Origin of the sequence: Hahella ganghwensis DSM 17046 (assembly GCF_000376785.1) — a bacterium.
Classification (GTDB): Bacteria; Pseudomonadota; Gammaproteobacteria; order Pseudomonadales; family Oleiphilaceae; genus Hahella; species Hahella ganghwensis.
Genome location: NZ_AQXX01000126.1, coordinates 1 through 23,808, shown reverse-complemented (window position 1 = coordinate 23,808; position 23,808 = coordinate 1). Strand labels below are relative to the sequence as shown.

Annotated in this window: 23 protein-coding genes; 6 read left to right on the top strand and 17 right to left on the bottom strand. The window is 50.9% G+C overall.

The genetic code is table 11. The features are described 5' to 3' along the window. Nucleotides 1-38: 38 nt before the first annotated feature. The 12 genes from F566_RS0118620 to F566_RS0118565 all read right to left on the bottom strand — a co-directional run bounded on the left by F566_RS0118620 (nucleotide 39) and on the right by F566_RS0118565 (nucleotide 12,189). Complete coding sequence (locus tag F566_RS0118620) at nucleotides 39-692, bottom strand: HAD family hydrolase (RefSeq protein WP_020408532.1); 654 nt, start codon at nucleotides 690-692, stop codon at nucleotides 39-41. A gap of 82 nt (nucleotides 693-774) precedes the next feature. Then, nucleotides 775-1,698 (bottom strand): EamA family transporter, encoded by a 924-nt coding sequence (locus F566_RS0118615; protein WP_020408531.1) that lies wholly within the window; start codon nucleotides 1,696-1,698, stop codon nucleotides 775-777. Beyond that, entirely contained in the window at nucleotides 1,695-2,579 is an 885-nt protein-coding gene (gene phnX / locus F566_RS0118610) for a phosphonoacetaldehyde hydrolase (RefSeq protein ID WP_020408530.1), read from the bottom strand. Before phnX ends, F566_RS0118615 begins: the two co-directional genes overlap by 4 nt. Next, nucleotides 2,576-3,706 carry a 2-aminoethylphosphonate--pyruvate transaminase gene (locus tag F566_RS0118605; protein ID WP_020408529.1) on the bottom strand — a complete coding sequence of 377 codons (1,131 nt, stop codon included), beginning with the start codon at nucleotides 3,704-3,706 and terminating at the stop codon, nucleotides 2,576-2,578. The genes phnX and F566_RS0118605 overlap by 4 nt, the downstream gene beginning before the upstream one ends. Next, a complete protein-coding gene (locus F566_RS0118600; protein ID WP_020408528.1) occupies nucleotides 3,703-5,445 on the bottom strand; it encodes a putative 2-aminoethylphosphonate ABC transporter permease subunit in 1,743 nt (580 codons plus the stop codon). The genes F566_RS0118605 and F566_RS0118600 overlap by 4 nt, the downstream gene beginning before the upstream one ends. Further along, the gene (locus tag F566_RS0118595) at nucleotides 5,442-6,521 is read right to left on the bottom strand and encodes a putative 2-aminoethylphosphonate ABC transporter ATP-binding protein (protein ID WP_020408527.1); all 1,080 of its coding nucleotides are present in this window, start codon (nucleotides 6,519-6,521) and stop codon (nucleotides 5,442-5,444) included. Before F566_RS0118595 ends, F566_RS0118600 begins: the two co-directional genes overlap by 4 nt. Before the next feature lie 121 nt (nucleotides 6,522-6,642). Further along, nucleotides 6,643-7,671 carry a putative 2-aminoethylphosphonate ABC transporter substrate-binding protein gene (locus tag F566_RS0118590; protein ID WP_020408526.1) on the bottom strand — a complete coding sequence of 343 codons (1,029 nt, stop codon included), beginning with the start codon at nucleotides 7,669-7,671 and terminating at the stop codon, nucleotides 6,643-6,645. 157 nt (nucleotides 7,672-7,828) lie between these two features. Continuing rightward, nucleotides 7,829-8,563 carry a phosphonate utilization transcriptional regulator PhnR gene (phnR, locus tag F566_RS0118585; protein ID WP_020408525.1) on the bottom strand — a complete coding sequence of 245 codons (735 nt, stop codon included), beginning with the start codon at nucleotides 8,561-8,563 and terminating at the stop codon, nucleotides 7,829-7,831. Between the two features lie 198 nt (nucleotides 8,564-8,761). Beyond that, complete coding sequence (locus F566_RS0118580) at nucleotides 8,762-10,117, bottom strand: HEAT repeat domain-containing protein (protein ID WP_020408524.1); 1,356 nt, start codon at nucleotides 10,115-10,117, stop codon at nucleotides 8,762-8,764. 3 nt (nucleotides 10,118-10,120) lie between these two features. Beyond that, the gene (locus tag F566_RS33395; RefSeq protein WP_020408523.1) at nucleotides 10,121-11,173 is read right to left on the bottom strand and encodes a DUF2169 family type VI secretion system accessory protein; all 1,053 of its coding nucleotides are present in this window, start codon (nucleotides 11,171-11,173) and stop codon (nucleotides 10,121-10,123) included. 23 nt (nucleotides 11,174-11,196) lie between these two features. Continuing rightward, the gene (locus tag F566_RS0118570; protein WP_020408522.1) at nucleotides 11,197-11,658 is read right to left on the bottom strand and encodes a DUF4150 domain-containing protein; all 462 of its coding nucleotides are present in this window, start codon (nucleotides 11,656-11,658) and stop codon (nucleotides 11,197-11,199) included. 15 nt (nucleotides 11,659-11,673) lie between these two features. Next, nucleotides 11,674-12,189, bottom strand: coding sequence for a DUF6484 domain-containing protein (locus F566_RS0118565; RefSeq protein ID WP_020408521.1), 516 nt, complete (start codon nucleotides 12,187-12,189; stop codon nucleotides 11,674-11,676). Between the two features lie 364 nt (nucleotides 12,190-12,553). On the opposite strand from F566_RS0118565, the gene F566_RS0118560 reads away from it, so the two are divergent. Both F566_RS0118560 and F566_RS0118555 read left to right on the top strand, forming a co-directional pair. Further along, nucleotides 12,554-13,483, top strand: a complete 930-nt coding sequence (locus tag F566_RS0118560; protein ID WP_020408520.1) for a sterol desaturase family protein — start codon at nucleotides 12,554-12,556, stop codon at nucleotides 13,481-13,483. A 55-nt stretch (nucleotides 13,484-13,538) separates the two neighbouring features. Then, a complete protein-coding gene (locus F566_RS0118555; protein ID WP_020408519.1) occupies nucleotides 13,539-14,012 on the top strand; it encodes a GFA family protein in 474 nt (157 codons plus the stop codon). 27 nt (nucleotides 14,013-14,039) lie between these two features. Here F566_RS0118555 and F566_RS0118550 read toward each other — a convergent pair whose 3' ends face one another. From F566_RS0118550 to F566_RS0118530, 4 genes are all read right to left on the bottom strand, one after another. Further along, nucleotides 14,040-14,684, bottom strand: a complete 645-nt coding sequence (locus F566_RS0118550) for a YitT family protein (RefSeq protein ID WP_020408518.1) — start codon at nucleotides 14,682-14,684, stop codon at nucleotides 14,040-14,042. 244 nt (nucleotides 14,685-14,928) lie between these two features. Then, nucleotides 14,929-16,305, bottom strand: a complete 1,377-nt coding sequence (locus tag F566_RS0118540) for a 3-oxoacyl-ACP reductase (RefSeq protein WP_020408516.1) — start codon at nucleotides 16,303-16,305, stop codon at nucleotides 14,929-14,931. A 147-nt stretch (nucleotides 16,306-16,452) separates the two neighbouring features. Further along, nucleotides 16,453-17,205: a M48 family metallopeptidase gene (locus tag F566_RS0118535; RefSeq protein ID WP_020408515.1), complete on the bottom strand. Its 753-nt coding sequence runs from the start codon at nucleotides 17,203-17,205 to the stop codon at nucleotides 16,453-16,455. Nucleotides 17,206-17,307: 102 nt separating this feature from the next. Then, nucleotides 17,308-17,916, bottom strand: a complete 609-nt coding sequence (locus tag F566_RS0118530) for a YigZ family protein (protein WP_020408514.1) — start codon at nucleotides 17,914-17,916, stop codon at nucleotides 17,308-17,310. A gap of 286 nt (nucleotides 17,917-18,202) precedes the next feature. Here F566_RS0118530 and F566_RS0118525 point away from each other — a divergent pair, with 286 nt between their 5' ends. The 3 genes from F566_RS0118525 to rapA all read left to right on the top strand — a co-directional run bounded on the left by F566_RS0118525 (nucleotide 18,203) and on the right by rapA (nucleotide 22,542). Continuing rightward, nucleotides 18,203-18,529 carry a YkgJ family cysteine cluster protein gene (locus F566_RS0118525; RefSeq protein WP_020408513.1) on the top strand — a complete coding sequence of 109 codons (327 nt, stop codon included), beginning with the start codon at nucleotides 18,203-18,205 and terminating at the stop codon, nucleotides 18,527-18,529. Between the two features lie 220 nt (nucleotides 18,530-18,749). Then, nucleotides 18,750-19,406, top strand: coding sequence for a hypothetical protein (locus F566_RS0118520; protein ID WP_020408512.1), 657 nt, complete (start codon nucleotides 18,750-18,752; stop codon nucleotides 19,404-19,406). Nucleotides 19,407-19,671: 265 nt separating this feature from the next. Then, nucleotides 19,672-22,542, top strand: a complete 2,871-nt coding sequence (rapA, locus tag F566_RS0118515) for an RNA polymerase-associated protein RapA (RefSeq protein WP_020408511.1) — start codon at nucleotides 19,672-19,674, stop codon at nucleotides 22,540-22,542. A gap of 60 nt (nucleotides 22,543-22,602) precedes the next feature. Here rapA and F566_RS0118510 read toward each other — a convergent pair whose 3' ends face one another. Continuing rightward, on the bottom strand, nucleotides 22,603-23,211 hold the full coding sequence (locus F566_RS0118510) for a DUF6624 domain-containing protein (protein WP_020408510.1): 609 nt from the start codon (nucleotides 23,209-23,211) through the stop codon (nucleotides 22,603-22,605). 382 nt (nucleotides 23,212-23,593) lie between these two features. Between F566_RS0118510 and F566_RS0118505 the strand changes: the two genes are divergently transcribed. After that, nucleotides 23,594-23,808: transposase (locus tag F566_RS0118505; RefSeq protein ID WP_026179673.1), on the top strand; the 215-nt coding region annotated here is incomplete at its 3' end.

Below are 23,808 nucleotides of genomic sequence, written 5' to 3'. Positions count from 1 at the left end.
CAGGAATCGTACCTCCCGGTTCCCGCCTCTGGGTGCATCTAGCGCAGTGATATCGTTTCCCAGCCGCGTTCGCCGGCAATATTCTTCAAGACCGGGTCAGGATCTACCGCAACCGGGCGGCTAACGGCCTCCAGTAGCGGTAGATCATTATGTGAGTCGCTGTAGAAAGTGGCATTTGAGTAGCTGATTCCCCGCTGTTCCGACCATTCTGCAATCCGCTCCACCTTGCCATTACGGAAAGTGGGGATGCCAATAATTTCGCCTGTGATATAGCCGTCGACAAATTCAATATCTACGGCTAATGAGTGCACCACTCCAAATCGACGGGCGATCGGGTGCACCAGATGTGATCCGGTGGCTGAGATAATGACGAGCTCGTCGCCCGCTTTTTTATGGTCTTCCAGTAATTGTTGGGCTTTGGGCAGAATCATGCTTTCAATCACTTCGTTGACAAACAGCTCTATCACCCGGTGGGTCTGCTCTGGCTTGAGAGTGGACAGGGGGCTGAGGGTATACTTCATATAAGCGCCCAGATCCAGGCGGCCGGCTTCATAGTCTTCCATATAGGCGTGGTTGGTATCCAGAAAGTTGGCCGGGGTCGTGATATCGCTGGCAGCAAGAAACTCGGAAAAAGCCTGGGCGCTGTCGCCGTTGATCAGGGTGTTGTCTAAATCAAATAACGCAAGGGACATGGTGGTTTTCTATTCTCCAAATTTACCCGTCGCGTATCACCGTGAGCGGGTCTTAAAATTTTGCCTGACTTCGAAATCTTGTTTAGCCGAGTGCCACGGCAATCAGACCGCAAAACGTCATCAGAACACCGGTAATTTTCGGTAAATAAAGCCGCTCACCCAGACCGATAATGCCCATCATCACACCCAAAGGTATGCTGACCTGCCGAAAGGCGACCACATAACTGACGTTAGTGACGAATGCCATGCTCATGACTACGAGCGCATAGGTGCCAAACATTAAAACTGCCGTGGTCAGGTAGCTGTTGAAGGTTGTTCTGGCCAATGGAATAACGGAGGCTCTGGCGGTGGGGTTTGCCAGTGTCATCAGGGCCATCCAGAATGTGGATGTGTATCCCTGTAAAACCACATAACTCATTGCAACCTCTGCGGGTGTGGCGATGGCAGAGCCGGTTGCAGGGTCACTCAGAGCCCGGATCATTGCTGTTGCTCTGTCATCCACTAACGAGTAACCGGAGGTTGCAAAGGCTGCCACCAATGCAAAGGCTGTTGTGAGGTTAAGATAGTTCGATAGTCTCAGGTCGCGAAAGCTGCGCATAGGAATGAGCAGGCATCCAGCCACGATAATGACAATACCGATGATTGCCTGTGCTGAGATGCTTTCTCGCTGGCCCAGAAAAAACGCTGAAATACAGACAATGATCAGCGGTGATGACCGAGCAATCGGGTAAGCAATGGACATTTCACCAGATTGATAAGCTGAGGCCAGCCCCCACAGATAGACCGCCTGGAACAATCCGGTTAACAGCAGTAACCCAACGATTTCGCTATTGAAAGCGCTAATCAGGTCACGTTGAAAGAACAGGACAGGGGTGAACAGGAGCGAGCCTGTAACCGTTACCAGGAAAAAGAAAGCCAGTGTGGGACTGGCTTTCTTTCCTGTGAAATTCCAACCTGCATGTGCGACTGCTGAAATCAGAACCAGGATAATGGCGGTCAGGGTCACTGAGGAAGGGCCTCTCCCGGCGCGATGGTGACACCTGCAAGGCCTGGCGTTTCGGGGCCATACCCCTGTGCCAGCCATTGTTCTACCTGAACAACAGCGTGGGGGAGGTCAGCGATTGAATCGATGATGATATGGGCACCGCCATGGCGGAAACGGCGATTGGCTCTGGCGCGCACCTGGTTTTGTTCGGTTTCGTTAAGGGCAGACCACTCCGCTTGGGTCTTCCCGGTCTCATTGCCGGAAACGGCGACCCCAACAGTCCACATACCTGCCGCGAGACCCTCTTCAATGCCGGGTATGGTATCGTCGATCTTAATACAGGCGCGTACATCGCTGATGCCGATTTCAAGTGCATTTTTCAGACTCATGTGAGGGTACGGGCGCCCCCTTTTAACGTCGGTTGCGCACACGTTGCTCACCGGGCAGAATCCGTGCTCAGCCGCAATCGCTGCCAATGTATCCAACATTTCCCGGTTATAACCGGAGTTAGCACCGATCTGAATGCCGCGTTCATCAAGCCAGGCGACGGTATCCATGAGTCCGGGTATTGGCTGTGCGCAAGTCTTGATCGCGGCAATCTGCATGGGCAAAAAAGCTTGGTATAATCGATCGATATCCTGCTCTGTAGCCGGGAGTCCATGCTTCACCTGCCAGGCCTGTGCCACTCTGGGCATATTCAGTATACGGGTAATATGTTCACGCTTTTCGGTGCCCATGGGCTCTCTGGCTTCTGCCAGGGTAATAGGGACACCTTCACCGGCAAACAGCTTCTGAAAAGCCTTGATTGGGGCCATTGATCCAAAATCGTAAGTGGTTCCGGCCCAGTCGCAGATGACTGCTTCCACCATGCCGCGATAATAACGTTGGTAAGCGTAGGTCATTGTATGGTCTCCTCCGTGTTGCTCATATCGACATTCATGACAGCGAGAACGTCTTTAATGGCGGTTAGCAGTTGATTGATCTGTGGGGTGTCTATTTGTCCGATACATCCGATGCGGAAGCTTTCTGTCTGAGTCAGCTTGCCCGGATAAATCACAAAGCCCCGGTGTTTAAGCTCTTGATAGAAGTGCTTGAACTCAAATGCCGGGTCTTCTGGACTCATAAAAGTCACGATGATTGGGGACAGCCATTGATCTTCCAGGAGCGTCCTGAATCCCATATCTCTCATTCCTGCTACCAACTGATCACGGTTGCGGGTGTAGCGTGCCAGGCGACCGCTGGTGCCGCCTTCGATCTCATGCTCGCGCATGGCCTGAGCGAACGCTGCAACGGCATGGGTGGGTGGGGTGTAGCGCCACTGGCCGGTTTTTTCCATGTAGATCCACTGGTCGTAAAGGTCCATACTCAAGGAGTGGGCGTTGCCTTTGCACTGTTTCAATAACCCTTTTCTGATCAGGCTGAAGCCAAATCCGGGCACTCCTTCAAAGCATTTGTTGGCGGAGGAGATCAATGCGTCAAACGGTAGTTTGGAAGCGTCTACAGAGAGAGCACCGAAAGCACTCATTGAATCAATGATCAACCTGCGGCCAAGACTTTGAGTAACTTCAGCAATGGCCTCTACGGGATTCAGAATGCCGGAACTGGTTTCGCAATGGACGATGGCGACAGTGGTGATGCTAAGGTCGTTTTCCAGTATCTTGCGAACGGCTTCCGGATTCGGGGGAAGGTAGTCACCGGTGTCGATGGTGGTATAGGGTCGTCCAAGATAGTCGCAGATTTTGGCTATTCGTTGCCCGTAAGCTCCGTTCATCAGGATCAGAAGCTTATCATCCGGCCCCAGTAATGTTGCTAATGTGGCTTCAACGGCAAAGGTTCCGCTGCCTTGTAAAGGGACACAAACATGGGAGCTTTCCGCATTGGCGGTTTTTAGTAACTTGGATCGAATCTCTTGTGTTACCTGATTGAAATCATCGTCCCAGGAACCCCAGTCCTCCAGCATAGCTTCTTTCACCGAGGCTGTGGTGGTAATGGGTCCGGGGGTCAGTAGGAAGTATTTGGGTTGACTCATGATGTCGCTCCTTCAGTGACTCTGGTTCTCCAACGTTGAGTTTTCTGCAGCAGAATGGTGCTGATAACCCAATGAACCAGCTTTGCTACCACGCAGGTCAGCATGATCATGACAGCCATGGCGGCAGCAGGAGCAATATCACCCGCATCGTCCATGTTCAATACTGCGACAGAAGCCAGCATGGTGTTGTAGGAATACAGGAATATGACCGCAGATACCGTGGTCATGGCGTTTACGAATAAATAGATTCCAATCTCCAGAACCGCTGGCAGGCAAACCGGTAAAGAGACTCTCCAGAAAGTCACAAACTGGGGAACTTTCAGAGAAGCGGACACCGATTCAAACTCCGGGTCGATCTGTTTCAGCGCAGTGACGGCGGTCAGATGACAAACCGTGTAGAAGTGACTGATGGTGCAGATCACCAGAATCACCATGGTTCCATAAATGCCATTCAAAGGATTCGAAGGTGAGTTGAAGTAAAAGATGTAAGCCAGTCCCAGCACCAGACCGGGCACTGCCAGTGGAAGTATGGCCATCAGGTGGAACAGGAACTTTGCGATGCCGAAGCCTTTGAGTTTTTCTACCAGGTATGCGTTAAAAAATATAAAGAAGGTTCCGAATAACGCGGTGTATGTGGCCATGCGTATGGAGTTCCAGTAAGCCTCCCAGCCGCCACCATCCATCAGGTCAAACTGATAGTTTTTGAAAGTCAGGTTCAGGTTGTAGGGCCAGAACGTCACCAGTGATGCATAAATAGCCATGCCAATCATGCCGAGTATGATGATCGATAGCAGAAGAAGGATTCCGGTAAAGAGATTATCTGCCAGAGGACGCTTTTCCGGTGTCCATGGTACTGCCTTGGACGTCAACATGGCTGATTGTCGACGTTGTACCCAGCGATCGGCAATAAATGTCAGGAGTGCCGGTAATAGCAGGATGACACTGACAGCGGCTCCCATTTCAAAGTTTTGTTGTCCGATGACCTGCTTGTAAATGTCTGTTGCCAGTACATTGAACTGTCCTCCGATGACTTTGGGCACGCCGAAATCGGTAATCACCAGCGTAAATACCACAAAGGCGGTGCTGATCAGGCCATACTTCACACTGGGAAGGGTGACGGTCAGGAAGGTTCTGAACGGAGAGGCTCCCAAAACCTTGGCGGACTCGTACAGTCGCGCATCGGAATTGGCGAGGGCGGTCAGCAGAATCATCAGAGCATGGGGAAAGGTCCAGAAACAGGAGCCGATGACAATGCCAATGGGACCATAAATGGATTCGCCCATCAGCATTTCTTTTAAAATTCCCTGATTACCAAACAGGTACACCAGACTGATAGCGGGGAGCAGGGAGGGAGCAAGAATCGGCAGTACCAGTATGGTTCTGAACAACCCTTTGCCCGGCAGCCGTGTTCTGGTGATGGCGTAAGCGGCGCAGAAGGCGAGTGTTGTCACGATGAGTGTACTGAGGAGTGCCACAGTCAGTGAATGACTGATGGAGCTAACCAGGCTGGGTGTGGAAACGTAGGTGGCAAAGTTATCCAGGCCGACAAAGTTGCCGTCATGGTCCTGTACACTTTTGGACAGCAGCGTATATAGCGGAGCAACCACGGCGACAGTCAACGCGGCGATACCGATCAGAAGAATGCCACCCAGCGCCCATTCATCCGGACTTCGCCGGGACAGTAGATGATGCCTGTGCATTTGCTCGGGCTGGCCTTTGGCAACTAGGGAAATGTTCATGATGCTGCCTTTCCGAAAAGCTGTAGGCGATCGCGGGGCAGTTGAATATCCACGTTCTGGCCGTTTCTGAGTTCAAGCTCTGTCAGCTCGTTCATGGAAATGTCTGCAATCAGGATCTGATCATGTCCTTTAACGGCGACTCGCGAGCGAGCCTTGGAGCCCAGAAATTCAAGGTCAAGAACAGTGCCGTTCAGAACGTTGTGTCGATCACCATTCAGGCGTAATCGGATGTCTTCAGGGCGTACTGCGACGCGAAGAGGGGAGTCAATGCTGAAGCTACCGGTTTGGCTGACGTCCAGTCGAATGGACTGGGACTGGACTTGAGAGTCATTGCACAGGAATCCATCCAGGAAATTCATTTCGCCAACAAAATCAGCAACGAAGGCTGATTGAGGCTGGCAATAGATTTCTTCTGGTGTCCCGATCTGTTCAATAAGACCGTGGTTCATCACCACGATACGATCCGCCATCGTCAGGGCTTCTTCCTGGTCGTGGGTCACCATGATAGTGGTTACTCCCAGCTTCTCCTGCAGTTGTTTGATTTCGTGGCGGAGGTGGGCGCGGACCCTGGCGTCCAGTGCGGATAAGGGTTCATCCAGCAATAACAGGCCAGGTGAGGTGGCCAATGCCCGCGCCAGAGCGACTCGTTGTTGTTGGCCTCCCGAAAGTTGTGAGGGATATTTTTGTTCACTGCGTTCCAGTCCGACAACGGACAGGAGTTCCCTGATCCTGGCAGTTTTGTTCTGCCGCGATACGCGACGAGATTTCAGGCCATAACCGATATTGTCTGCCACACTTAAATTGGGGAACAGGGCGTAGGATTGAAACACAATGCCGAAATCGCGTTTGTTGACTGGCGCATAAGTGATGTCCCGGCCGGCCTGCAGAATTTGTCCTGAGCATAGTGAATCAAGGCCGGCGATTACCCGCAGCAGTGTGGTTTTTCCGCAGCCGGAAGGGCCCAGAAAGCAGACAAATTCGCCTTCATTAATGGAGAGTGATACTTTCTTCAGGGCCTGAAACTGACCAAAATACTGGTCAATATCGATCAGTTGCAGGTACGGGTGGGCAGTCATAATTAGACTCTCGTTACGGTTGGGTTGCGATATTGCAGTGAAAAACTGAATCCTGGCCGAAACTTGTCAGCCCCGCCGAAGCAGGGCGTATCCAATAGACCTTGATTATTTTTCTGCTTTATTATTTTGCTTCGCTTTTTCCGTCAAAACGCTTTTGCCACTCTGCCAGAATTCTATCGCGGTTGGCGGCAGCCCATGAGAAGTCGTTATCGATCATCAGATCTTCTGCATTCTCAGGGAAGTATTCGACTGGCTTGGCGATACCCGGCATGGCAACAACTGCATAACCTTCGTTGTAGGTTTCATTGGCCTTGCGCGAGACAGTCCAGTTAACAAGCGTCTGTGCCGCTGCCAGTTTCCTGGTGCCTTTGACGATAGCGGTCGCTTCCATGTCCCAGCCCAGTCCTTCAGACGGGAAGATGATTTCCAGTGGTGCGCCGGCTTTCTTGGATTTTGCTGCCCGGAAAGCGAAAGAAATACCAATGGGAGTTTCACCTGCTGCAGCCAGTTTGCAGGGCTTGGAACCGGAGTGAGTGTAACGACTGATGTTTTGGTGCAGGCCTTCCATATATTTCCAGCCTTTTTCTTCACCGAATAATTGCAGCCAGCTGCTGACGTCGAGGAAACCGGTACCGGAGGAATTCGGGTTTGGCATGATGATATGGTTTTGATAGATCGGTTTGGTCAGGTCTTCCCAGGAGGTTGGTTTGGGTAGCCCCAGTTTTTCCGCTTCTACAGTATTGAAGCAAACAGCCGCCATCCATGCATCCATGCCGGTCCAGACCGGCTCAGCCTGATTATCCCTGAATTTTCTGGATAGCTTGTCGTAGCCTTCTGGCTTGTATGACTGCAGCATCTTTTCGCCGTCCAGCAGCATCAGGCTGGTGGCTGCCAGGCCCCAAACCACATCTGCCTGTGGGTTTTCTTTCTCTGCCAGCAGTTTGGCAGTAATGATACCGGTGGAGTCACGTACCCAATTGATCTTGATATCCGGGTGGTCTTCGTTGAAGCGGGCGGCATATTTTTTCAGGTCTTCCGCTTCAATAGCGGTGTAAACCGTCAACTCAGTCTGTGAAGCATAAGCGGACAACGAACAAACGGCTGCGCTCACAAGAACGGCTAGACGCTTAACAACAGCTTTAAGTTTCATTCTGGGGTCTCCTCGGATGATGTTTTGCGGTTGTATATCTGGTCTATACCAGATTTAACTTAGAGACTAAAACCTAAATATTGCAAAACTGTGACGTTTTTATGAATTGGAGACGAAATAGGAGGGAGTGTCTTTTTTAAGCTGACAGGGTGTCTGTTTACTGGCCGTGAATACCAACCTGAATAATGACTGCGTCGTGCCGCCAGTATTCGTAATCAATCTCAAGTATCTCACCGGCTTCATTATAGTTGATGCGCTCAATCTGAAGGCCGGGGAGGCCGGTTGCTATACCTAAATCGGCAGCTGCTGAATTGGGTAGGGCGGTGGATTTAAACGTGAGATCCATTGCATGGTAGGTTTGACCGAACTTGGGCAACATACGTGTCAGGGATTGGGAAAGATCCTCTTTTTCTATCCCTGACAATAAATCGACGTTCAGAATCATATGCTCGATCAGGACCGGGCGGCCTTCTATGGATCGGCGCCGGTGCAGCTTCAACAATGGAGTGCCTTTTTGGGTCTGCATTTGTGCCGCAAGCTGTTGATCAGCGGATATGATCTCCTGACTGATCAGTTCGGTATGAGGGAATAGTCCCTGCTTCGATACATACTCAATAAAGCTTTTTCGCTGAGCCGGGTTGTAGGCAACCGCGGGAGGGGATACAAACCATCCACGGCGATTCTGGCGATATATCAGCCCCTGGGCTTCCAGTGTTTGCAAAGCTTGCCGGACCGTTATGCGTGTGAGCCGGAACTGCTCACCGATTTCCCTTTCTGAAGGGAGTTTGTCGCCTGGCTGCAACGCTTTTTGATGAATCAAATAACGGAAGTGTTGTTCCAGGTGGCGATAATGGTTGCCATTACGGTCTGTTGTCGGGCTGTTTGAGGTCAAGTGATATGGGACCGTAGTTAATGAGTGGTCTAGTCCAGTGAGTAACGTATTCTGCTAATATTAGGCGACAACTTTATGACAGTACAGTGACAGATCGCTCATTATTATTGAAGTCACTGTCACCGGGAGTGTTTGAGGGGGCAGTTCAGAAGTGCTTGCGGGCCCGGTTTAACGAACAAAGCTTGCGAAATAAGGCCCTCAAGCCGAGATGGAGGTCAGCCAGCGTAACTGCCGGCGAACCGGGTCTGTGATAGAAAAACTCTTCAAAGAAATTTTGTGATGAATGGCAAGTCTATCAGCAATACCCTGGCGAAGGGCAGGCGGTAATCTGGCAAAGCCCAAAGCGGATACCAGAGCCTGTTTGGATTGAGGGTGGCCCAGAACATAGCATTGCTGGATATCAAAGCCTCCGCGGTTTTCGCGGAGCCAGTTGCGCCACACTTCAGGGTCGGGGTTAATGATTTCCATGTTTTCGCCGTAGTCCTGGCCGGCAGGATGCTTGGGGGATTCGCCTTTCTGGAATGACTCCAGTTCTTCAGGAAACAGATCCTCTTCTGCGAATTCTTCCTTGATGAACACGTCACCATATAGATTGGCGCCCAGGATTAGTTGGCATGCCGTCGCCGCAGCAGGGGCGAGTTCTTCATTGTACATTGCCAATACCAGAGGTTTGACTGCACTGAGTTCGCCGGAAAGTCCGAGCGCGTAGAGTTGTTCTTCCGTCGCTTCTTCCGGTTTCAGGTTTTCAATCAGCTTTGTGATCGATGCATGGTCTCCTGCCAGTGCCAGCGGTAACGCGTAGCTTTCAATATCGTTCTGCAACAGTGGCAGAACCTCGGGGCTGCCGAGCTTCAGTAGAGCAATTGCGGCTTCTTTTCGAAGATCAATGTTTTCATGCCGGAGTAGGGGAGAGATGAGATCGATCATTTCCGGTTGTCCACTGTCCCCAAGCAGGCGTATAGCCTTTGGCCGGTGCCAGGACGGTGTATTGGCGAGGAGATTGGCGGCGCTTTGAAGATCTATGGAGTCATTCTCGCAGGCGGTTTCAGCAATGATCGGCAGCAGGTTCCGGTGCTGGGTGTTCAACAGCTTGGCGAGTCTGGGACGCCATTTGGTCGGATACTCTTGGCGCAATGCCAGACTGATCGCCTGAAGTTTGGCAATCAATTCTTCGTCAGGTTCTTCTTCCTGTTCTTCCTCGTCCTGCTTGTCCTCAGATGACCCGGCGCTTTTTTCTTCGGGGTCCCCGATCAGTGTTTCCCATATTTGTCCTATGGCGGCTGCATCTTTGTGGCGACACAGTACACAGGTGATGGTGAACAGGGTGCCGGGGTCTGCATCTTCAAGTGTATCCATCAAGAATGTGCGGGCTGTTTTCCCGCCGATGACCAAGGCATCCAGGTGGGCCTCGAATCTTTCTTCAAGGTCAAGGCAATCCTGCCAGGAGCCTTCCGGGTCCAGGCGCCATGGCGTCAGGCACTCATAAAGATAGGCTGCTTCCTCCAGGTGTTCAGCGTAGAGCTCCTGATAAAACTGAGACAATGAAACCGCCATGTATTATTCGCCCTTCTTCTTGGGTTGTAATACCTGGACGCCAGGTATTTTGATATTGAGTTCAGCCAGGTCCAGGTGGCCGCCCGGACTGGGTACGATGGCTCGCCAGAACATGATGAGCTGGTGGTTATCGGTATTAACAATGACCGTATCCAGATTGGTGCCAGCCACAATTTCATCATTTCGGTGAAACTTCATCTGAAAGGCTGGATTGGGGACGCCCGGCAGCTGAAACGCAAGCCTGCCTCTTTCGGAGGCGTTGACGATAATCACCTCTTCATTGCCCTGCAGATACCCCTGAGCCTGAAGAGCTGAATCTGCCGCACTGAAAAAGCGTCGATTGAAGTCAGTGGGAAGCAAAGGCTTGCGATTGGCGTCCCATTGTTCGTCATAGGTGCCGGCGTACTGACAGCGTGGTTGCCAGTGTGGCGATACAAAACCAAAACCGCATGGAGCTGGTCTGTCTTTCCAGTCCTGTATCAGGTGATTTGGGTCTTCGATATTGGGCAGCAGGAGATTGTCGGGCAGCCCAAGTTTTTTGTCTGCATAGCCTTTGCCAACAGGGTTGCGTGCTTCAAAGCTGGGGAGATCAGGCTCGACCACGCGCAGATCGCGGCCGCCAAATGCGTTTTCCCAACACAAGGGCATTTTGTCGAATGGCTGGGGCAGGCTGGCGGTTGGGTTTGACCGGTTTTCCCAGACTCTGTCTCCAAACACTATGGCGGTTTTCTGCAATGAACCCAGGCGGATACCGACTTTGGTCTGCCGGTGCTGGGGGGATTCTGGGTAGGCATGTCCTACCAGGACCACATCAGTGCCCAGCTTGGTCAGGGTACATTCCGGCTCATATTTAAGGCTGGTAGTTTCCGGATCACCATAATATTCACCGGCAAGAATCAGAGGGGCCTGTTCCTCTGCTAGTCGCAGTTGTGCTGTGTCGATAATATCGTAAGTGGCTTTCAGCAGGACTGTGTATACCGGCCGAAAGTTTTCGTCGTTATGAGGTATGGCTTCCGCGACAAATGGTGTTCGATTGTCTATCTCTGGATGCGACATGTAATGGTATGATATCCCCGGATTTAAAGAGTTTTATCGCAGATAATACACTTTATAGATTCCATCGAGGGAATGGAAATGATTGGTGCCTGTAATACCGGGAACGGTGGCGTGTTTTTGTCATTGTGCAGCATGATGTCAAATGCCCGGGGTACGTTTTTGCCTTCGAACTTCACATCAAATGAATACAGCACGAATTCCGCTTTACCCTTGGTTTTTGAACTTGCCACACCGCCACCTGCGGTGCCGGCTTCATCCCCGGTACTCGTCTTGAAGTTTGAGTCTTTGACACAGACCGGGTTGCCATCACACTTGACCTTTTTTGTGCCTTTGGCCGTGTCGGAGGACATGGCAATATTGGGGTAAGGGATGGGGACAGGACCACCAGGAGTCGGCGTTTTGCATACGTCTGGAAAGGCAATGGTGACGCCGCCGCTATCCTTGTGAACGACTGACATCTGGTTTACACCAACAGTAACTCCCATGTAATGATCTCCCGATTAGTTGATACCGACTCTCGCGCCCTTGATTTTATTACTTTCCTGGGCGCGATTAAGAATATTCTTTCCTTTGATGACCACTTTGCCGTCTGCGCGCAGCAAAATACTGCTCTTACCGCAAACCAGCTGGATTTCCTGCTTTGCGTCAAAGCGGACTTTTTTGCCGTCGATGACGGCTGCATCTGGCACACCGTTTGGCAGGGTGACCGTTTGATCTGCGTTTGCGACCAGACGATCGCTGACGATGCCGATGATCACTGGTTGATCATATTGGTTATCTTCAAATACCAGCATCAAGCGCTGGCCTTCAATTGCCTGACTCGGGGGGATGGTAATCGTTGTGCGTGCAACTAACGCTCCCTGAGTGTTTCCCTTGAAGTCGACAATGGCTCTTCCTTCGTCATCAACCTTTACCAGCTTTCCGACCATTGGGGTAGGAGAGGCTTCAGGTTCCGCTTTGAATAGTTCGTTGATTTCACCCATGCTGTCGTCTCGTTCAGGTTGAGTTCCGGTCATTACATGCTACGACCCGGATGTGTGTATCGCCTGTGAAATGATGCTGTCTTCTTTCCGGGTGAATTTGTACCCGGGAGCAGGAACCAATACCGCCAAGGGTGCAGTCGTATGTTGGTGAGTGCGTTATAGGCGGTTCAAGGCTCTGAAATGACAACGGCAGGCATTTACATTCCTTGGTGTCGTTAAATTATAGCGACAAACGTCACAATAAACCTTCATTGAAATGCGGAGGTTTGTGCTGCTGCGACATAATGCATGAAATCCGCGCCAATTTCATTGCAGGTTTCAGGGACGTTGTCTGAACTGTGTTAATCTTTGTTTGATGGATATTTCTTAAAACAATAATAACGGTTGGTCGTAAAAAATGAACTTTGACAGCCAATTCATCCTGCTGGCATTAGGGCCGGTATTTATCAGTCTGATTATCCTGGAAGCCATCTATTTACGCGGTAAGGAGTCACGCTACCCCTTGGCGACCTATAGCTGGAGAGACGCTGTCTCGAATGCCTGTCTGGCGTTAATGCACCAGGGCACTGATGCCTTGACTGCTGTAGGAATCATTACGATCTACCAGTTTGCTTTTGATTACAGGATCTTTGATATCCCCGATGCCTGGTGGAGTTTCCTGTTGCTTTTTGTGGCTCAGGACTTTCTGTATTACTGGTTTCACAGGGCGCATCACCGTATACGCTGGTGCTGGGCTGCTCATGTCGTCCACCATTCCTCGGAGCACCTGAATCTGTCGACAGCTTTTCGTCAGAGTCTGATGTATCCGGTATCAGGAATGTGGGTGTTTTGGTTGCCATTGCTGATTCTGGGGTTTTCTCCCGAACAGACCGTTGCGATTGTCATGCTCAGTCTGGCTTACCAATTCTTTATTCATACCCAGGTGGTGGGTCGTCTGGGCTTGGTTGAGTACGTTTTCAATACGCCCTCCCACCATCGGGTTCATCATGCACGCAACGAACAATACATCGATAAAAACTTTGGCGGTACATTGATTATCTGGGACAGGTTGTTCGGCACTTTCGTTGAAGAATCAGAGCAGGTACCTTGTGAATACGGTATTGTTAGGCAAATACATACACATAATCCGTTACGGTTGAGTTTTCATGAGTGGCTGGATATGTTTCAAGATGCATTCGCCAAAAAAATATCACTGCAATGCCGACTGAAGCTTTTGTTCGGTCCCCCGGAGTGGAAGGATACTCGGGATAGCGCTATTGGGGCCGCGGCTATTGATGATCCTGTGTCGGGTGCTCAGGAAAAGACTCGCGTGATATCGTCATCATAAATTTCCCAGGCCTTCTACCTGAAATGCCAGGTTGGTGGCGATTATGGAGGCTGCTATGCAGTTGGAAGGATCTTGTCATTGTCAGAAAGTCAGGTTTACCCTGCAATCAAAACATCCTTATCCCTTTAATCTCTGTTATTGCTCTATTTGCCGCAAAACCGGAGGTGGCGGAGGATATGCTATTAACCTCAGTGGCGATTATGAAACGCTTGAGGTTCAGGGTAAAGAACATATGAGTGTTTATCAGGTAAAGCTCAATGACAGGGAGCAAAGCCCGGCACGCAGACATTTTTGTCAGCATTGTGGCAGCGCATTGTGGGTGTGGGATTCTCGCTGGCCGGAGTTGGTTCACCCATTTGCCTCGGCGATAGACAGTGATCTGCCGATACCGCCGGAGAAAACGCATTTAATGGTGAAATATAAAGCCAACTGGGTGGAGCCTGCCTTGGGCTCCAGCGACCGTCAGTTTGACAAATATCCTGATGAATCTATTGCTGATTGGCATCAACGACTGAATCTCGAGGAGTAAACGTCAACCCTGTAATTCTGATGTAGTCTATTGAAATGGGCGGGGCGTTGCGTCTGGATTGGTTGATATGGTCGAAGCGCCGGGATGCTGTCTCCCAAGTGGTGATTTTTCGTGATATCGCCCGACCGTCCAGCTAAGAACAGCAAAGCAGAGTAATGACCAGATCAGTTCCCACGAGTTGAATACCCAGGCTCCCAGAAGAACGACAATGCAATCGGCTGCAAACAGGGTTTGTCCTGCATGCAGGTCATAGCGATGTTCAGCCCAGACGGCAACAATGTTGACCCCGCCCAGTGATGCACCATGGCGCATGATCCAGGTGAGCCCTGCCCCGATCAATCCGCCGGCGATAATGCCTGCCAACCATTGTGGAAGGGTGGCTACCGACATAATAGCGAGCAGGCTGTCGGTCAGGGCGCTGACAAACGCTATCGAGCATAATGAGGTAAAGGTGAATCGTCTTCCCAGTACGAACCAGGAGAGTAGAAAAAAGGGGCAGTTCAGAAGAAAGAACGTCGTGCCGAAACTTAAAGGCAGCCAATGGGTCAAAATGATTGACCAGCCCGCCACTCCGCTGACCAATAGGTGAGCGCTGTTAAGAAAGAATAAACCCAAAGACACCAACCCACAGCCTTCAATGATCGCCAGGGTTTTCCTCCAACTTGAAAACATAAAATACTCCGGTTGTAGAGGATCTCTCTCAGGGCCGACATGCACTATTCATGCTTTCATTGCCGAACAACGGGGTCAGCAATCAATATACAGGCAGAAATCTATATACAAGCAGAGTGCAAGCAGGCCTCAACCAGTCAGCGGGTGTTTTGGGATCACCGAAATGTCCCCGCCGACAACTTGTGAACCGGAGAAGCAACTTTATTGCCAAGTTGGTGTTGGCTCTCTATTTTTCTGATGAAGATTAAGCGCCCATGATGCCCAGGCCGCATACTCGCAGCGTTTGACCTGTGACACCGTATGCGCCTGGGGAGGCCATAAATGCAATAGCTTCTGCGACATCCCGAGGCGGTCCGCCCTGAGACAGGGCATTCAGTCTACGGCCTGCTTCGCGGGTTAGTACGGGCATGGCGGCCGTCATATTGGTTTCAATAAATCCCGGTGCGATGGCGTTGACGGTGATTCCCTCTGCGATGAGGGCTTGAGCCTGGGCTTTTGCATAACCCATTAGCGCAGCCTTGGTTGTCGCATAATTACTCTGACCGAAATTTCCTGCGATTCCGCTGATGGAGGAGAGGCAGATGATTCTGCCTTCAGGCTTTATCAGTTTTTCTTTGATGAGATGTTGATCAATTTTTAGGATGGCGGCCAGATTCACGGAAATAACAGAATCCCAATAATGCGCCGGCATTTTGGCAAGGGATTTATCCCGCGTAATTCCTGCGTTATGCACTATAACATCCAATCCATCAGAGTGTTGCCTGATAAAGCTGGATAGTGTTTCTATTGCATCCGGCTGAGTAATATCCAGAGGGAGAGGAATACCATTAATTTCATTGGCCAGATGATTAAGGGAGTCTTCAACCGCCGGAATATCCAGGCAGATCACCTGACAACCTTCCTGGGAAAGTCGGTGGGCGGTTTCTGCTCCAATCCCCCCGGCGCACCCTGTGACCAGTGCCATTTTTCCGGACAGGGTATTGGTGAGTGGCAGAGCATCTGGTTGTGCGAGCTGATTGTTGAGTCGTAGTGCCTGGCCACTGATAAAGGCGGAGTGGTGGCTGCACAGGAATCGGAGGGGCATTTCCAGGTGTGAGTCCGTTCCTTGATTGACATAAATGAGGTTGGCGGTCGAGCCTTTTTTGCCGATCTCTTTGGCGAGAGATTTGGTAAACCCTTCCACTCCACGTGACAATGCGGCCAGCTCAGGATCAGTTTCAGAAGTGAAATCCCTTGCCAGGAGAACGACTTTGGCATTGTGTGAAAGTCTATTCGTAAGACGGTGAAAATGGTCGTACAGAGACCGATAGTGGGAAACCTCCCTGATCATGGTTCCGTCGTACACAATGACCTGAAACCTGCCCTGGCTGGTCTCTTCTTCGTAGGCTTCCAAAGGGCTACGACTTTCCTGGTCAGCGCCGGCGTTGGACAATATCCTTATCAGCTCCTCCTGGCAGGGCGAGCCTTCAGGAGATAAAAGTAATGTTCGCAGTTCATTCAGAGGTTTGGGAGCAAAGCCGCCGTTTTCCCTGGTCAGTCTGGTAGGCGAGGGAAGTCCCAGGGTTTTTAGTATTCTGGCTGTCCCTGGCCTATTTGCCAGGGTTAATAGTAAGTCTGACATTGTGTATACCCAGGTGTGAAATTGCCGGCAGGTTGGCCAGTCGTTACATGGTGTCTGGTTGTTAGTTGTTGTTGCTGAGGAGATCGCCGGACAAGGCGAATCCTGGGGAGGATGCCTGTCCGGTGAACGCTAGAAGCGTTTCAGATCTCAAAGAGAATCAATGGTTTTCTGTATATTGGCCAAGCGGTCAGAGTTTGACGGGTGTGAACTTAAAAAGCCTCCATCGCCACCGCCGGATTTGGATTGTAAAGTCTGGATTGAGCGTTTCATCGCGTAGGGGTCGCGGCCGAGTTTCTTCAACGATTTTACCGCGTAGGTATCTGCCTCATGTTCGTCACTTTGAGAGAAGCGGGCATTGACCGCTGCATGAGCCAGTTGACCCAGTTGCGACTGAGTCAGGTCTCCGATGGTGCCACCAACTGACGCGACAGTCTGGAACGCGGTATCGGTCAGCAGTCTTTCCCGCATTTGGTTGTAGCTGTGTCTCAAGGCAACGTGCCCGATCTCATGCTGCATTACTGCAAGGACCTGATCATCCGGCATAACATCCATCAACCCTGAATACACCCGCACAGTGCCATCCGCCATGGCGAAGGCATTGATCTGTTCTGATAGGTACACTTTATAGTTCAGGGTGATGCCATTGATAGACGATTGCCCTTTGGTCATATTTGCCAGCCGCTTGGCATAACTGCTGTTGGCCGGGGCGACTTTGTTCTTTTTGTCCATTTCAGCGGCTGCTGCGGCCGAGGCTTCGATCACCTGGCCTTCGCTCAATGTTGTGGCCTGGAGGACTCCCTGCCCAAGCGTGAGGGCAGACTGAGTGTATTGTTCCGTGTTCTGACAGCCGCTCAAAATGAAAGTCGATGCGATAACGGGAATAAAGATCCTACGCAGCATATTATGATCCTTTGCTATGGTTGAAATTGCTATGGCTGAAAAGGCTATGCGAAAAAAAGTCGAAAGGCCATGCCTAAAACAGCGCTTATATAACTTGTCCGCTCAGGAAACCGGACTCTCCTTGGCAATCTTGGCTCCCAGTCCTGCCAAAAACTCTTCCAGAGCGATTAAGTGTTCTTCAGGCAACATGAGATGAATGTCCACCTCCTGGCTGTAGTTTACATCGCTGATGACACCCTGGTGTTCGTCGACCCAAAGCCTGATCAACTGTTCGTATTTGAAGTCGCAAGTGACTTGTGTCGGTGTCAGAGAAATCTGTTCAACAGTTGCGAGTTGCTCCATGGTCTGCTGGGCTGAAGCAGAGTAGGCTCTGACCAATCCGCCTGCACCCAGTTTAATGCCGCCGAAATAACGGGTGACGACCATCATGATATCGCCGACATCTTTATGCTGGAGAACATTCAGTATGGGTTTGCCCGCAGTACCTCCAGGCTCTCCGTCATCGGACATGGCTACGCTGGACGGGGATCTTGGGTTTCCAAGGATATATGCCCAACAGTGATGGCGGGCATCCGGGTAATCCTGTTTTACCTGATCCAGAAATGCCATTGCCTCTTCCCGCGTTCCGGCATAGCCTGCACGGGCGAGAAATTTGCTTTTCTTTATCTCGTATAGTGACTCTAGAGGTGTTTCAGGAACGGGATAGGACATTAATCTTTCTGGCAGGTTAAAGGTGCATGAGGTTCTGGATTATAAACGAATATTCCCAAAACGCTTAACTGGTGAGATAATTACTCGTCCTGTGCCGGGGCGTCCTGCCTCATTCCAGGTACAGGTTTCTTTAACCAGGTTATGTACCGCCGCTTCTTAGCCGGGGAGCTCACCGATTGCCTTTCCATCGTATTGTGGAGAGGTGGCGGGTTGGTGGTGCTGTTTGATAACTGCCAACCCAGGAAGCGCTGGTTGTTGTGCACTGTTGTGTAGGGCAAGGAGTGTTATGAACCCCTGTATTAGCTGTGGCGCTTGTTGTGCCGCATTTCGAGTGTCTTTCTATTGGGCTGAAGCCGATCCTTTTGCTGGCGGAAGCGTTCCCTCGGAACTGACGGAGAAAATTTCTCCATCCCTGGTCGCGATGAAGGGGACAAATCAGTCAGCTACCCGGTGTGTCGCACTGGAGGGAGAGATAGGTGGTGATATCCGATGTAATATTTACGAACAGCGATCCAGCACCTGTCGAGAATTTGAGGCGGGATCCGAGGCATGTCTTCGGGCTCGTCGCAAGCATGGTCTGGATGATGTGCTCATCCCGACGGTGGCGGCCTGACAGACCGCATCATGGCAGATTCAAGAGTCTGTTCTGTTTTAAAAAAGCTTTGAACTGCGTCACAAAAAGGACTAGTTTATAGTCAATGTGTTCCTCGGGGTGTGATGATGCCGAAACGTCTGCACACCCTGACCAATAATAAAAATGATAGGGGCTTATAAGGTGTTTCGGCGTTAGCAGTCCGGCAATGAAGCATCATAGTCCCCCCAGAGGAGTGACTATGGACACGACCTTAACTGCAGTCATTTTAATTGCCAGCGTCGCGCTGGTTCTGAGCGGAATCGGATTGTTCTTCGGTGGCATGCTGGCAAACAGCAGTGGTGAGGCTCGCGCTACCGGGATTCACGTTAACTTCAGTCCTCAGACCGCTGTTCTGCTTCTGGCGGGAGTGGGGCTGTATTTTCTGCCCAAGACAGCTGTTGACCCCATCTCAAGTTTTGAACAATTACCTGCGCCGGCAGCGGGAATATCCGCAGAATCCTCTTATTCGGGGGGCACGCTACCGGAAATCGGGGGGTTGGAAGCCTGGTTGCTGGATACTTCCGGAGCCTTTCGGCTGGAAGTCTTTTCCCTGGGAGACCGGCAGTATGACCTGGTCGGCAGCATGGACCTCTTTCCGCTGGGAAATCATCAGTACCAGATGTTTTTGGATATTCACCCGGAAGGTTCATCCTCTCTGAATGATTCCCTTATTGGCAGTGGCCGGCTTTATCTGGAAAGTGAGCAATGGTATCTGCTGTTCGAAGAGGGTAGCCCGGCAGTGGAAATTACCGGTCAGGCGATACCTGTCACTCTTGAGCGGCAGGAAAACTTCCTGGTTTTGCAATTCAAGGACAGTGCTGACCGTACTTATCGTCAGACCTGGCGACAACTCTGATCTAATCATTTTTTTGGGTTTCTCACTTTATTCAGCAGAAAGTTGTGTAATTTTCTGCTGAATATTTGTCATTTGCACATGACCTTTTTATCCTACGCACCTTGATGGTTTTCCGCCTTTACCGGGCTATTGAAGTTTCGGTATTAATGCCGGAGTTACCGTCTGTCATCTTTTTATCGGTACATTCTTATTTCCAGTACACTGTTTTAGTCAGTACACGTTCTAATCGGTACGTGTTTTAATCAAAAAATAGGCGAGCGCGATTTTGAGTCTTCCAGAATTTATTCCCGGACAACGTTGGATTAGCAACACTGAACCTGAGTTAGGTCTCGGCATTATTGTGAAGTTTGAGAGCAGGCGAGTCACTATCAGCTTCCCGGCGGCAGTCGAGGAAAGGGTGTATTCAGCCAATAATGCTCCACTGAGCAGAGTTCGCTATCACGTGGGTGATAAGGTTTATGACCATGACGATCTGCCTTATCGGGTCACTGGGGTTGAGGAGCTCAAAGGGGTCATCATCTATATATGTGAAGACATGCTCGGTGAAACGGTCAACCTTCCTGAGTTGGAACTTAACAGTGCCGTACATTTCTCCAGTCCTAAAGACCGTCTGCTGGCAGGGCAGGTGGACAAGCACTCCCGCTTCAAGCTGCGCTACCAGACTCTGAAAAACTGGGGAGGGTGGTATCAATCCCCTGCTCGCGGGCTGCTGGGGCCGCGGGTGCAGTTATTGCCTCACCAGTTGTATATCGCCAACGAAGTAGGCCGCCGTCACGCTCCCCGGGTATTGCTGGCGGATGAGGTCGGACTGGGTAAGACCATAGAAGCGGGTCTGATTATTCACCAGCAATTGATGACAGGCAGAGCCAATCGAGTGCTGATTGTGGTTCCCGAAAGCCTGGTGCACCAGTGGTTGGTGGAAATGCTGCGGCGTTTCAACCTGAGCTTCACCATTCTCGATGAAGAACGCTGCCAGGCACTGGAAGAGTCCAATGATGGTCAGAATCCGTTTGAATCGGCGCAATGTATTATTTGCAGTCTCGGCCTACTTGAACAGCACGAGAAACGTTTTACCCAGGCAGAAGCGGCCAATTGGGACATGCTGGTGGTGGATGAAGCCCATCACCTGGAATGGAGTGTTGAAGCTGCCAGTGCGGCTTATGAGCGTATCGAGGCCATCGCCCGCAAGAGTGCCGGATTGCTGTTGCTGACAGCCACGCCGGAGCAGCTTGGCGTCGCCAGCCATTTTGCCCGTCTGCGATTGCTGGATCCTGATCGTTATCCGGATCTGGATAAGTTTATTGAGGAAGAACAAGGTTACGCGCCGATCAATCATTTGATACAGCAATTAATGTCAGATGACGGAGTGGCAGCGCTAAGGCAGGCAGGCGAACTGCAGGATCAACTGAAGGAGACTATAGGGGAAGAATCTCTGGATACACTGCTTCAGGAATTGGAGACGGCTGAAGATGATGAGGTGCAGGAGGTGATTTTCAAAGCCGTGAAATCCCTGTTGGACCGTCATGGCACCGGTCGCGTTCTATTTCGTAACACGCGTCATGCGGTCAGAGGCTTTCCAGAGCGGAAACTGGTTACCTGGCCGCTGGAATCTCCTGACACCTATGCACTGGACACGACAGAGGATGTGTTGGCTCTGCTGCAACCGGAGCAAATTCTTGGTGAAGACTGGATCGCCCAGGACTCCCGAATTCCCTGGTTGCTCGAATGGCTGAAAACACGCCGCACAGAGAAGACCTTGATTATCTGTGCCCAGGCCGAAACGGCAATGGATCTTGAAGTGCATCTGAATTTGCGGGGTGGTGTGCGCTCAGCGGTATTCCATGAAGGCATGTCTCTGCTGGAGCGTGATCGGGCTGGTGCTTATTTCGCCGATCAGATCGAGGGTGCTCAGGTGCTGGTCTGCTCTGAAATCGGCAGTGAAGGCCGTAATTTCCAGTTTGCCAAAAACCTGGTGTTCTTCGACCTGCCGTTAAATCCTGATCTGCTGGAACAGCGTATCGGTCGTCTGGATCGGATCGGGCAGCAACACGATGTGGAAATACACGTCCCCTATTATGAAGACAGCGCCCAGGAAGTCCTGCTGCGTTGGTACCATGAGGGTATTCATGCGTTTGAGCGACCTTTTGCTGCCGGCCAGAAGGTGTATCAGCAATTTGCCGAGGAACTCCATGAGTGCCTGATTTCCCATGAGCAGAAGCAATTGGATACGTTGGTATCCAACACCCGCGAATTCAGTGACGCTATGGTCAAAGCTTTACAGGAGGGGAGAGATCCTCTGCTTGAGCTGAATTCCTGTCACCCGGACACGGCCAACAAGATTATCGAAGGCATAGAGGCTCATGAGTTTGATTTTGATCTGAAGCCTTACCTGGAAAAAGTATTCGACTTGTTCGGCGTAGACCATGAACCCCAGAGTGAAGATGCCATTGTGCTTCGTCCAGGGGATCACATGCACAGCGCACATTTTCCTGGTTTGCCGGAAGACGGCATGACGGCCACTTTCGAAAGACAGGCCGCGCTGGCGCGAGATGACATTCACTACCTGACCTGGGAACATCCCATGACGACGGGGGTGATGGAAATGATTCTGGAGAGCGAATTCGGCAACACCAGTGTCTGTACGCTGAAGCTGCCGCCTATTCAACCGGGAACATTGCTGCTTGAAGCGATATATCGCCTGCGTTGCCCGGCCCCCAAAGCGTTGCAGATAGAGCGTTTTGTCGGGCAGGCAATGGAGCGTACCGTGGTGGACAGTCATGGCAATGACCTGGGGCAGGTGCTTCAGGTGGAGCATCTGGACCAGCTGGGAGAAAAAGTCCCCCGGAGAAATGCTCAGGACCTGGTGCGTCATGCCAGGGATCAACTGGAATCCATGCTGGACAAAGCTCAGAATAATGTATTGCCGAGACAGGACGCTCTGATCAAGAGTGCCATCGAAGCGATGCAGTCTCAGACCGGTGCGGAAATCGCTCGTATGGAGGCCTTGGCCAAGGTCAATCCGAATATCCGTCAGGAAGAGATTGAGTTCTTGCGTGACCGGGCTTCAGAACTGGAAGCTGCGCTCAAGAAATCTCAATTGCAGCTTGAAGCCGTGCGGGTTGCGGTGGCTACCTGAGGTTAAATCAGCAAGGGTCAGGGAGAGATTTCTGACCCTTTTTGCACTCCTGGGGCAGGATTAATGTCCGGTTTTCTGGTAGTGCTCTTCAACAAGTCTCCGATACTCGTCCAGCGGCATCATATCCATTTTTGCACGGCGAAAGTCTACATTGTCTTCATCTTCGATGGGTAAAAAAACCAATTTACCTTGGATGATTTCAAGCTGAGTGCCATATAGCTGATATTGTCCTTTAGTGACCCGCACCCGGTCAGTTAATAGGGCGACGTCCTGACCTGTTATTCCTTCTCCTTTTTCAAAGGAGGCGGTTAGTAGGGGCAGCATAGATGCCTGGAAGTCGCTATCGGGAGAGTGCTGAACAATCAGGAAGATCGCCGTTATGCCTGTTTCACCGACCAATTCCTTGCCGGGCCACCCATGCTGCTTAATGATTTCCTTTAGTCTTCTGGTGTTTTTCTGATCTATGCTGAGCATCTCTTGCTGCAGTGCTACCGAAAGATTGTTCTCCTCCTCGTGGCCGATCATGCGTCTCAACTCTTGGTCGGCCAGTTCCCTTATTTCCTGATCTTTTGTCTGCATGCCGATTAGCTCTTTTTGTAGATCTATATTCAGTTGAGCCTGAGTTAAAAAAGAAGTAAGCATGAAAATTAGATAACAGAATAAACGCATGAAAGATGTCCTTGTTTAAATGCTGATCCACAAAGCGTGATTTGCCAATGCCCGAGAGCATGAATAGGCATTGTGAGGGGAATTCATAAATGCATGACATGAATTTCCCGTTGAAAAACATAACTTGATAGCTCAATGCTGTGTTATAGGAGGGGTTATTAACCATGAGCCCCAACAAAGGGGGCATCAAGAGATATCCTATGCAAGATCATAGGGGGGGCTGCCTTGGCAGTTCAGCCCCTCAAGCGCTATGTTACATCCTGGATTAATAATTTGTCCCTCAATAACTCCTCAACCGAACCCTGTTAAGAAACAGCTGACGTGGCCTAATAGAACAGACCAACCCAGTTAAGGATAATACCCCTAACTGGAGATGAAGAAATTGACCACACGAAAGAAGTACTCAAAAGAATTTAAATTGGATGCCATCAGCCTGGTTCTGGATCAAGGCTACAGTCAAACCGATGCTGCTCGAAGCCTTGGGATTACCCCCAATATGCTGGGCCGCTGGATAAGGGAACATCGCAGAGATGACGGCCAGGCTTTTCGAGGCAATGGGAAGCTAACTCCCGAGCAGGAGGAGATCAGAAGGCTCAA

Coding starts and splice junctions, on each gene's coding strand:
- F566_RS0118620 (WP_020408532.1), bottom strand. CDS start 692: ATGTCCCTTGCGTTATTTGATTTAGACAACACCCTGATCAACGGCGAC.
- phnX (WP_020408530.1), bottom strand. CDS start 2,579: ATGACCTACGCTTACCAACGTTATTATCGCGGCATGGTGGAAGCAGTC.
- F566_RS0118605 (WP_020408529.1), bottom strand. CDS start 3,706: ATGAGTCAACCCAAATACTTCCTACTGACCCCCGGACCCATTACCACC.
- F566_RS0118600 (WP_020408528.1), bottom strand. CDS start 5,445: ATGAACATTTCCCTAGTTGCCAAAGGCCAGCCCGAGCAAATGCACAGG.
- F566_RS0118595 (WP_020408527.1), bottom strand. CDS start 6,521: ATGACTGCCCACCCGTACCTGCAACTGATCGATATTGACCAGTATTTT.
- F566_RS0118590 (WP_020408526.1), bottom strand. CDS start 7,671: ATGAAACTTAAAGCTGTTGTTAAGCGTCTAGCCGTTCTTGTGAGCGCA.
- F566_RS0118580 (WP_020408524.1), bottom strand. CDS start 10,117: ATGGCGGTTTCATTGTCTCAGTTTTATCAGGAGCTCTACGCTGAACAC.
- F566_RS33395 (WP_020408523.1), bottom strand. CDS start 11,173: ATGTCGCATCCAGAGATAGACAATCGAACACCATTTGTCGCGGAAGCC.
- F566_RS0118570 (WP_020408522.1), bottom strand. CDS start 11,658: ATGGGAGTTACTGTTGGTGTAAACCAGATGTCAGTCGTTCACAAGGAT.
- F566_RS0118565 (WP_020408521.1), bottom strand. CDS start 12,189: ATGACCGGAACTCAACCTGAACGAGACGACAGCATGGGTGAAATCAAC.
- F566_RS0118560 (WP_020408520.1), top strand. CDS start 12,554: ATGAACTTTGACAGCCAATTCATCCTGCTGGCATTAGGGCCGGTATTT.
- F566_RS0118555 (WP_020408519.1), top strand. CDS start 13,539: ATGCAGTTGGAAGGATCTTGTCATTGTCAGAAAGTCAGGTTTACCCTG.
- F566_RS0118550 (WP_020408518.1), bottom strand. CDS start 14,684: ATGTTTTCAAGTTGGAGGAAAACCCTGGCGATCATTGAAGGCTGTGGG.
- F566_RS0118540 (WP_020408516.1), bottom strand. CDS start 16,305: ATGTCAGACTTACTATTAACCCTGGCAAATAGGCCAGGGACAGCCAGA.
- F566_RS0118535 (WP_020408515.1), bottom strand. CDS start 17,205: ATGCTGCGTAGGATCTTTATTCCCGTTATCGCATCGACTTTCATTTTG.
- F566_RS0118530 (WP_020408514.1), bottom strand. CDS start 17,916: ATGTCCTATCCCGTTCCTGAAACACCTCTAGAGTCACTATACGAGATA.
- F566_RS0118525 (WP_020408513.1), top strand. CDS start 18,203: ATGAACCCCTGTATTAGCTGTGGCGCTTGTTGTGCCGCATTTCGAGTG.
- F566_RS0118520 (WP_020408512.1), top strand. CDS start 18,750: ATGGACACGACCTTAACTGCAGTCATTTTAATTGCCAGCGTCGCGCTG.
- F566_RS0118510 (WP_020408510.1), bottom strand. CDS start 23,211: ATGCGTTTATTCTGTTATCTAATTTTCATGCTTACTTCTTTTTTAACT.